Origin of the sequence: Streptomyces sp. NPDC127084, assembly GCF_042724175.1 — a bacterium.
In the GTDB taxonomy this organism is placed as follows: domain Bacteria; phylum Actinomycetota; class Actinomycetes; order Streptomycetales; family Streptomycetaceae; genus Streptomyces.
This window is the reverse complement of sequence record NZ_JBHXFA010000024.1, coordinates 19,017-27,623: the sequence shown is the minus strand read 5'-3', so window position 1 is coordinate 27,623 and position 8,607 is coordinate 19,017. Positions and strand designations below refer to the sequence as shown.

Sequence of the window (8,607 nt, the reverse complement as noted above, 5' to 3'; positions counted from 1 at the left end):
GGGGGGGGGGGGGGGGGGGGGGGGGGGGGGGGGGCCGGGGGGGGCGGGGCTGTGGCGCGCGCGCGCCGCCCCCCGGTCCCGCTTGCGGGTGCCGCGTCGGATCCGCCGCTCGGGTCACATCCTGCGGCTGCCGCGGCGGCGCTTGGAGATCAGTAGAGTGCCACCGCCGATGACCAGCAGCCCCCCGGCCGTGGCGAGCAGCGCGACCGAGGCGTCCGAAGCACCGGACGTCGCCAGTTGCGGACCCTGGTCCTCTGAGGCGGAGGCGGCATGGCTGCCCTTGTCAGCCCTGTCGCCGTGATCGCCCTTGTCACCGTGATCGGCCTTGTCACCGTGATCGGCCTTGTCACCGTGGTCGCCCTTGTCACCGTGATCGGCCTTGTCACCGTGGTCGCCCTCGTGACCAGGGCGGCCATGCTCCCGGTCGTCACCGTGGTCGCCCTTGTCGCCGCCGTGCTCCGGGCGGCCATGGTCGTCCTCGCCTCGTCCAGGCCGGCCGTGGTCACCGCCGCCCGCCGTGTCCTTGTCCTTGTCCTCGTCGGTGACGACGGTTACGCGTGCGGACAGAGTCGATCCGCTACGGACGATCTGGAAGTCGTACCGCCCGGGCGGGGTGCTTGGGGGAATCACGACGGTACCCGCCACCGTGCCGTCGGCGTCCGCGGTGAAGGAACCGAGCGGGATGATCCCGCCTACGGAATCGGCATCCGCGTCAGGGGCGGTGCCGCCGACGCCCTGTCCCTCCCTCGTCCCCTGGTCGTTCTGCCTGGCCGTGTCGCGGTTCGCGTCGCGCGCGTCGTAGTCACTCCACGACGGCGACGTGCTGGGCTCGGTGTAGGACGGTGCTCCGGCACGCCCGGACGCGCCGTGCGGACCGGTCTTGCCGCCCCTCGGCACAAGCTGGGCGATGACCTGTTCGTCCGCGTCCAGGCCCGTCGCGACAAAGCTGAGCTCCTGACCGGGCGCCACGGTGACATCGTCGACCTGGAGGGTGAGTGAAGGCGGGTAGGGGTCCGCCGCGAACGCCGGTGCGGCGACGGCCATCGGAGCGGCGGCGAGCAGGCTTGCGGCGGTGGCGACCATGGCCACACGCCATCCAGTGCGGCTGGGCATCTTGTTCGTGGCTCCTTCAGAAGCTGGTGCTTGATCGGCGGTGTGGGTCGGCAGCGGGGCGGCGCCTATGCGGTCGAAGTGCGGCGGTACCCAGCGCCGACCGACGCAGCAGAAACGATTCGCCAGATGTCTGGCCGCTACCGGCATCGCGCTGATCACTCCTCTTGTTCGACTAGCTCGACATGGCCGCCCGATCCGGGCAACGGGATCAATAGACGTGGGCGTCCGGAGCCAAACAGGCTCGCCGCAACACTCGGCGGTACGGCCCAGCGGCGGCACCCGGGTGGCCGAGTCGGGAGTCAGAGGCGCTCGACGCCGGCACCCCGGCAGCGGTTGCACGCGTCGAACACGTAGTCGGCGGCGTTCTCCACCAGCGCGTAGTCGAAGACGTCATGGTCGGTGGCGATGACCACCGCGTCCGCCGCGGCCAGCTGCTCCTCGGTGAGCTCGACGCACAGGATGTCCGCCGGCAGCCGGGACGCCTCGACATGCGGCTCCACCGCCAGGACGTGGGCGCCCAGCTGCCGCAGCCCCTCGGCGACGGCGACGGAGGGCGACTCCCTGATGTCGCCGGTGTTCCTCTTGTACGCGAGCCCGAGCACCAGCACATGGCTCCCGTTGACCGGCTTGCGGCGCGCGTTCAGCCCCCTCGCGACCCGCAGCACCACATGGTCGGGCATATGGCTGTTGATGTCGTTCGCCAGCGACACGAAGCGGAAGTCGTGCCGCAGCGCCTGTTTGACCTGCCAGGAGAGATAGGAGGGGTCGATCGGCAGGCAGTGCCCGCCGACCCCGGGTCCCGGCAGGAAGCGCATGAATCCGAAGGGCTTTGTCGACGCGGCGTCGATGACCTCCCAGATGTCGATACCGAGCGGCTTGCAGAACATCGCCAGCTCGTTGACAAGTGCGATGTTCACGTGGCGGAAAGTGTTCTCCAGCAATTTGGTGAGTTCGGCGGTACGGGGAGAACTCACCGCGACCGTGCGCTCTACGACACACTCATAGAAATCCGCCACATGGCGCAGCGATTCCTCGCTCACCCCCGAAACGACCTTTGGGGTGTTCTCAAGCCGCCAGGTCCTATTTCCCGGGTCGATTCGCTCAGGGCTGTATCCCAGATGGAAGTCCTCACCCGCCCGCAACCCGCTTCCGGCTTCCAGAATCGGGCGCACGACATGTTCGGTCGTACACGGGTAGGTGGTGGACTCGAGGATCACCGTGGCCCCCGGTCTCACATGTCCGCCGATCGCCTGTACCGCACTCTCGACATAACTGAGGTCCGGTGCACCCTCCTTGAGCGGCGTAGGCACGGTGATGACGCAGACATCGAAGTCGGCGACATCCGAGTAGTCCGTACTCACGCTGTAGCGACCCGAGTTGAGGGCTCGCAGCAGGCGCTCGGAGGTCACGTCCTCGGCGAAGGACTCACCGGAGGAGAGCCGCTTGACCCGCAGTTCGTCCACATCGACACCCACCACCCGGTGTCCCGCCTCCGCGACGCGAACCGCCAGGGGAAGGCCGACGTATCCCTGTCCGACCACCACCACCTTTCTTGCTGAGATTCCCGCTTCGCTCGACACGGTCGGACTCCTGTCTGGTCGGCGTTCACATCGCCCGGACCAGTACCCGACTCGCAATCAACGCGACTCACAATCAACGCCACCGGAATCCCACCTTCTGGGTGACCTTGATTCAGGCGAACAGCGCCGCGCGCCCCGCAGCCCTATTCCCGGATGGACTAATCCCGGGTTCATTACATTAAGGTAGCTCCGGCTCGGGCTATCGTTGCCATGAGTGCCCGGGTGCACACACCCCCGGAGACACGCGAACCGCAGACGTGGGGTGACCTCTTGACGGAACGTCCGGAACATTCGAAATACCTTGTCACCGGGGGAGCCGGATTCATCGGCTCCCATCTCGTGGAAGCGCTGCTGAAGCGCGGCGAGCGCGTCGTCGTACTGGACGACCTCAGCACGGGATCGCTGAGGAACCTCGCCCGTGCCCGTGAATGCGCTCATGAACTGGACGCCCGGGAGAACTTCACGTTCGTGGAAGGGTCCGTGCTCGACGCACGGCTTGTCGACGAGCTGGTGCGCGACTGCGGCACGGTGGTGCATCTGGCCGCGGCCGTGGGAGTCAGACTGATCGTGGAACAGCCGCTCAGGTCCTTCACGGTCAACACCAAGGGCACGGAGACGGTCATCGAGTCCGCCAGCCGCCACGACCGCGGGCTCATGCTCGCGAGCACATCGGAGATCTACGGCAAGAACTCCTCCGGGCCGCTGGCGGAGACCTCCGACCGGATCCTCGGCAGCCCGGCCATCCCCCGGTGGTCGTACAGCACGGCCAAGGCGGTGGACGAGATCCTCGCCGAGTTGTACCGCAGGGAGTACGGACTGCGCGCCACCATCGTGCGATTCTTCAACACCGTGGGCCCCCGCCAGAGTCCCGCCTACGGAATGGTCATCCCGCGATTCGCCCGGCAGGCGGTACTGGGTGAACCGCTCACCGTGTACGGCACCGGCGAACAGACCCGCTGCTTCCTCCATGTCGCCGACGCGGTCGACGCGCTGCTGCGGCTGAGCGCGCTTCCAGGCTCCGCCGGAGAGACCTTCAACATCGGCGGCGAGGAGGAAGTCCGTGTCCTGGAGCTGGCACGGCGGGTGATCGCCCGCGCCGCGAGTCCTTCGTCCGTGCGGCGGCTGTCCTACGACGAGGCGTACGGGCCCGGGTTCGAGGACATGGAGCGGCGTGTGCCCGACACCTCGAAACTCAGGGACCGTACAGGCTGGGCGCCGCGGCGGGACCTGGACGACATGCTGGGGGACGCGGTGGCACAGGCCAGGGACGAAGTGCGAGGGCAGACTCTCGGGGCCGCCGCTGAAGGACGCCCAACCGGGAGGTCCGGGGGCACGGGTGACGCGGGCCGCGCGGGGAACGCCAGCAACGCGGGCGACACCGAGAGCATCGGGGGCACGGCTCCCGCGCCCGCCGTACTGGCGGGCCCGTGTCCGGTCTGAGCCCGTGGCCACCGTGGCCGGGGATCCTGCTGGCGAGTCTCGGCGCCTTCCTCATGGCGGCCCTGCTGACCGAACCCCTGCGCCGACTGGCGCTGCGCCGCGGCTACACCGACCACCCGGACGCCCGTAAGTCGCACAGCCGCCCCACCCCCTATCTCGGCGGTGTCGCCGTCGCGTGCGCCACGCTGGCCGCCGCGATCATGTCGGTGCTCCTCACGGGGGAGGACGCCGAGAGGACCGGGGGCACCGACACGGCCACCGTCGGCATCATCCTGACCAGCGCCGCGCTGATCGCGGTCCTGGGCCTCACCGACGATCTGCGCCCGCTCGGCCTCGGTATCGGTGTCCGGCTGGGCGTCGAGGGGGCGGCGGCGCTCGTGGTGGTGCTCTGCTGCGGCCATCCCGTGTTCCTGGGCGCATGGTTCGACGTGCCGTTCGCGGTCGGCTGGATCCTGTTCACCACGAACGCGTTCAACCTGCTGGACAACATGGACGGGGTGGTCTCGACCGTCACGACGGTGATCGCGGGGTTCCTGTGCTGTGCGGCACTCGGTACGGGCCACGCGGGCGCCGCCGCACTCATGGCCGCGCTGACCGGAGCATGCGCGGGCTTCCTCATCCACAACTGGCACCCCGCCCGGATCTTCCTCGGCGACGCGGGCTCGCTCTTCGTGGGGTTCCTGGTGTCGTGCACCACCCTCCTGCACGGGGACGGCGGCGGAACGCTTTCCGGGTACGCGGCGCTGCCGCTCGTCACCCTGGTGGTGATCGCGGACACGGCCCTGGTGATGGTCGCCCGGCGCCGGGCGGGCAGACCGGTGCTCCAGGGCGGCCGGGACCATATCGCCCACCGGCTGCGCCGCCTCGGCCTGACCGTGCGCCAGGTCGCCGTGGTGATCGGCGGCTTCGCCTCGCTGACCTGCCTGATCGCCTTCCTGGTGATGTTCCGGGTGTTCGCTCAGGACGTCGCGCTGATCACGGTGGTCGCGGCGACCGCCGTGGCTTGGGGGCTGCTGCTGAGAGTCCCCGTGTACGAGTCGGGCTGGGCCGGTCCAGCCGCTCCTGCGGGTCGTCCGGAATAGGAAGGGTATGTCGGTATGGTGCCGTTGGTCAGGCACTGTCGGGCGGCGCAGGAGGACGGGCAGATGTGCGGGGTAGCCGGTATCGCGACCACCGGGACTCCCGACCCGGCGACCGTCCGCACCATGTGCGGCACACTCACCCACCGCGGCCCGGACGGCGCCGGGTACTTCTCCGACGCGCACGCGGCTCTCGGTATGCGGCGGCTGGCGATCATCGATGTGGCCGGGGGTGATCAGCCCCTCGCCAACGAGGACCGCAGCGTGATCGCGGTCTTCAACGGCGAGATCTACAACTTCGGGGACCTCCGCCGCGAACTGCTGGCCCGCGGGCACCGGTTCCGCACCGGCAGCGACGGCGAATGCCTCGTGCATCTCTACGAGGAGTGCGGCGAGGCACTCGTCCACCGCCTGCGCGGCATGTTCGCGTTCGCGCTGTGGGATGTGAAGCGGCGGCGGCTGCTGCTCGCCCGCGACCGCGTCGGCAAGAAGCCGCTCTACTACCGCGACACCGGCAGCGCCCTGTTGTTCGCCTCCGAACTCAAGGCGCTCACGGCGGTGGACTCGGGCACCCGCGAGGTGGACCCGGTCGCGCTGCACCACTACCTGACCTACCAGTACGTGCCCGCACCGTGGTCGATCCTCCGCGGCATCCGCAAGCTGCCACCCGGGCACCTGCTCAGCTGGCAGGACGGCCGGGTGAGCGTTCGGCGCTACTGGCGGCTGGACTTCTCCCCCGCCCACCGCCCCGTCAGTGAGCCGGAGGCCGCCGAGCGCACCCGTGAACTGCTCCTCGAAGCCACCAGGATCCGGATGGCCGCCGAACGCCCGCTGGGAGCGTTCCTGTCCGGGGGCATCGACTCGTCCGCCGTGGTCGCCGCCATGGCCCGGACCACCGACCGGCCGGTGAAGACCTTCGCCATCGGCTTCGACGACGCCCGCTACGACGAACGGGAGCATGCCCGAACGGTGGCGCGCCGCTATGGGACGGACCATCACGAGTTCGTCGTGAGCACCTCCGCGCTGACCGTCCTGCCCACCCTGGCCTGGCACTTTGACGAACCGTTCGCCGATTCGTCCGCGATCCCCTCCTACTACGTGGCCCAACTGAGCCGGCGGCACGTCACCGTCGCCCTCAACGGAGACGGCGGCGACGAGACGTTCGGCGGCTACACCCGCTACGCCCTCATGGCGCGTACCGCACGGCTGCGGGCCCCCCGCGCCGCCCACCCCGCGCTGCGCCGGCTGGCCGGGCTGCTCCTCGACCGCGGTCCGGCCCGCGCGCCGCTGCGGAAGGCGGGCACCGCCCTCAGGATGCTGGGGGAGACTCCGCAGGACCGCTACGCCCGGCTGATGTCGTATCTCGGCCCCGAGCAGAAGCACGAGCTCTACACGGACGGGATGCGCCGGGAGCTGTCGGGCGTGGACAGCTACGAGCTGATGGCCCGGGCTTTCGGCGCCTCGCGCGCCGGCAGCCTGCCCAACCAGCTGATGGACGTCGACGTGCACACCTATCTGCCGGGCGATCTGCTGGTGAAGGTGGACATCACCACCATGGCCAACTCGCTGGAGGCCCGCTCCCCCTTCCTCGACCACCATCTGATGGAGTGGGCCGCGCGGCTGCCCGCGTCACTGAAGGTACGGGGGTCGACCACCAAGTACCTCCTCAAGAAGGCCCTGGCCGACTGGCTGCCGACCGAGCTGCTGAATCGGCCGAAGCAGGGCTTCGGGGTGCCGCTCGACCACTGGCTCCGTACCGAGCTGAAGGAGCTGGCCTGGGACGTCCTGACCGACGGGACGGCGCGGTCACGGGGCTACTTCCGGCCGCAGGCCGTACGGGCAATGCTCGAAGAGCACATGGCGGGCACGAACCACGCGCGTGGGCTCTGGGCACTGATCCAGTTCGAGCTCTGGCACCGGCACTTCGCCGACCGGCCGCTGCCCGGGCCCTGGTCTGTGCCCGGACCTGGGCACAGACCGATTGCCGGACCAGGACCTGGCCGCGGGGCAGCGCAGAAACCGGTGCGCGAGGCAGCACCCCGGGTGCCGCCGGCGCCGGTCGCATCGGAGCCGCTGCCGCACAGCGGGGACTGAGCGGGCATGGGATCGCGCGCCGCCTCAGCCGTCGGCTGGTTGTGCCTGGTGCTCTTCGTGCCGGTCGTGGTGTGTCTGACGCTGCTCCACGGCATGGCGACCGCTGCCGCGGTGGTCGCCGCCTCCCTCGCCCTGCTCGTCTGGCCCCGGCCGGACCTGGTGCTGGTACTGCTGCTGGGGCTGGTTCCCCTGACGGCGGTCGCGGACCCGGCGGGCACGGCCACGGCGGTGCTGATCGCCGGTGCCGTCGCCCTCCTGCTGCTCCGGATCCTGCTGAGCGGTCTGCGGCCGCGCTGCGATCTGCTGGTGTCCGCCGTGGTCGTGCTGCTCGCCCTCGCGGTGGCGGTCAGCCGGCTGCTGCCGCCGCTGCCACTGGCCGTCGAGGGAGGCCGGGCGGGATGCGCGTCACTGCTCGCGGGTCTGGCCCTCCTCGCGGTCTCCACCGTCACTCCCCCGGACCCCCGGCACGTCGCACGGATCGTCGCCGTGTCGGGAGCGGCGGTCGCCGGGTATCTCCTGGTCCTGGGGCAACACGCCAACGAGCGCCTGGTCGGGCTGGGCCTCAACCCCAACTACCTCGGTGCCATGCTGGCGCTGCCGCTTGTCGCCGCCGCCGGGCTCGTACGGCTGCAGCGCTCCTGGCTGTGGCTGCTGCCCTCGCTGCTCCTCGCCACCGCGATCCTGGAGACGAGATCGCGCGGAGCCTTCCTGATGGTCGCGGCGGGTGTGACCTGGGTGCTCCTCGCAGGCCGTCCGCCACGCCACAAGGTGCTCGTCGCACTCGCCGTGCTCGGTGCGGCAGTGCTGCTTCCGGGCACCCTGGACGCGGTCGGAAGCACACTGACCGGGGACCGTTCCACCGCCGAACTCTCGGCGAACAACGATGTACGCAGGCGGGCCGCCTGGGTGGCCGCACGCGTCGCGCTCGACCATCCGCTGCGCGGAATCGGATACGGCGCGTTCCCCGACTTCGCCCGGATGTCACCCGAGCTGGGGATCTACCTCAACACCCACAACGACTACCTGAGGCTGGCAGCAGAGTGCGGAGTCGGGGCGCTCGTCCTGTTCGCGGCCCTGCTGTGGCCGGCTCTCGCCCGGCGGCACACTCGTGAGCACGCGGTACTCCAGTCGATGGGAGCCGCCGCCGCGATGGGGCTGCTCTTCGCCAACACCCTGGCGACTCTCCTCGTATCCGCTCCCTTCTGGGTGCTGCTGGGCTGTCTGCTCGCCCAGTCCCGGCGCCGCCGGCAGCCGGCCACCGCACCCACCGCCCGCGTCCTCAGCGCAAGGAATCCGTAAAG

6 protein-coding genes are annotated in these 8,607 nt (G+C 70.1%); 4 read left to right on the top strand and 2 right to left on the bottom strand.

Annotated features, from left to right (window positions below; all coding sequences use genetic code 11):
* Nucleotides 1-114 precede the first annotated feature (114 nt).
* Together ACFWI9_RS08670 and ACFWI9_RS08665 are read right to left on the bottom strand one after the other, a co-directional pair.
* Nucleotides 115-1,113, bottom strand: coding sequence for a hypothetical protein (locus ACFWI9_RS08670; RefSeq protein ID WP_387159986.1), 999 nt, complete (start codon nt 1,111-1,113; stop codon nt 115-117).
* Nucleotides 1,114-1,412: 299 nt separating this feature from the next.
* Nucleotides 1,413-2,693 (bottom strand): nucleotide sugar dehydrogenase, encoded by a 1,281-nt coding sequence (locus tag ACFWI9_RS08665; RefSeq protein ID WP_387159984.1) that lies wholly within the window; start codon nt 2,691-2,693, stop codon nt 1,413-1,415.
* 270 nt (nt 2,694-2,963) lie between these two features.
* Here ACFWI9_RS08665 and ACFWI9_RS08660 point away from each other — a divergent pair, with 270 nt between their 5' ends.
* From ACFWI9_RS08660 to ACFWI9_RS08645, 4 genes are all read left to right on the top strand, one after another.
* A complete protein-coding gene (locus tag ACFWI9_RS08660; protein WP_387159983.1) occupies nt 2,964-4,133 on the top strand; it encodes an NAD-dependent epimerase/dehydratase family protein in 1,170 nt (389 codons plus the stop codon).
* Nucleotides 4,121-5,215, top strand: a complete 1,095-nt coding sequence (locus tag ACFWI9_RS08655; protein ID WP_387159981.1) for a glycosyltransferase family 4 protein — start codon at nt 4,121-4,123, stop codon at nt 5,213-5,215. The genes ACFWI9_RS08660 and ACFWI9_RS08655 overlap by 13 nt, the downstream gene beginning before the upstream one ends.
* A 63-nt stretch (nt 5,216-5,278) precedes the next feature.
* On the top strand, nt 5,279-7,306 hold the full coding sequence (gene asnB / locus ACFWI9_RS08650) for an asparagine synthase (glutamine-hydrolyzing) (RefSeq protein ID WP_387159980.1): 2,028 nt from the start codon (nt 5,279-5,281) through the stop codon (nt 7,304-7,306).
* A gap of 6 nt (nt 7,307-7,312) precedes the next feature.
* Entirely contained in the window at nt 7,313-8,605 is a 1,293-nt protein-coding gene (locus ACFWI9_RS08645; RefSeq protein ID WP_387159978.1) for an O-antigen ligase family protein, read from the top strand.
* Nucleotides 8,606-8,607: the final 2 nt, after the last annotated feature.

What these genes read in the sequence shown, in the direction of transcription:
- ACFWI9_RS08670 (WP_387159986.1), bottom strand. Translation starts at nt 1,113, where the DNA reads ATGCCCAGCCGCACTGGATGGCGTGTGGCCATGGTCGCCACCGCCGCA.
- ACFWI9_RS08645 (WP_387159978.1), top strand. Translation starts at nt 7,313, where the DNA reads ATGGGATCGCGCGCCGCCTCAGCCGTCGGCTGGTTGTGCCTGGTGCTC.
- asnB (WP_387159980.1), top strand. Translation starts at nt 5,279, where the DNA reads ATGTGCGGGGTAGCCGGTATCGCGACCACCGGGACTCCCGACCCGGCG.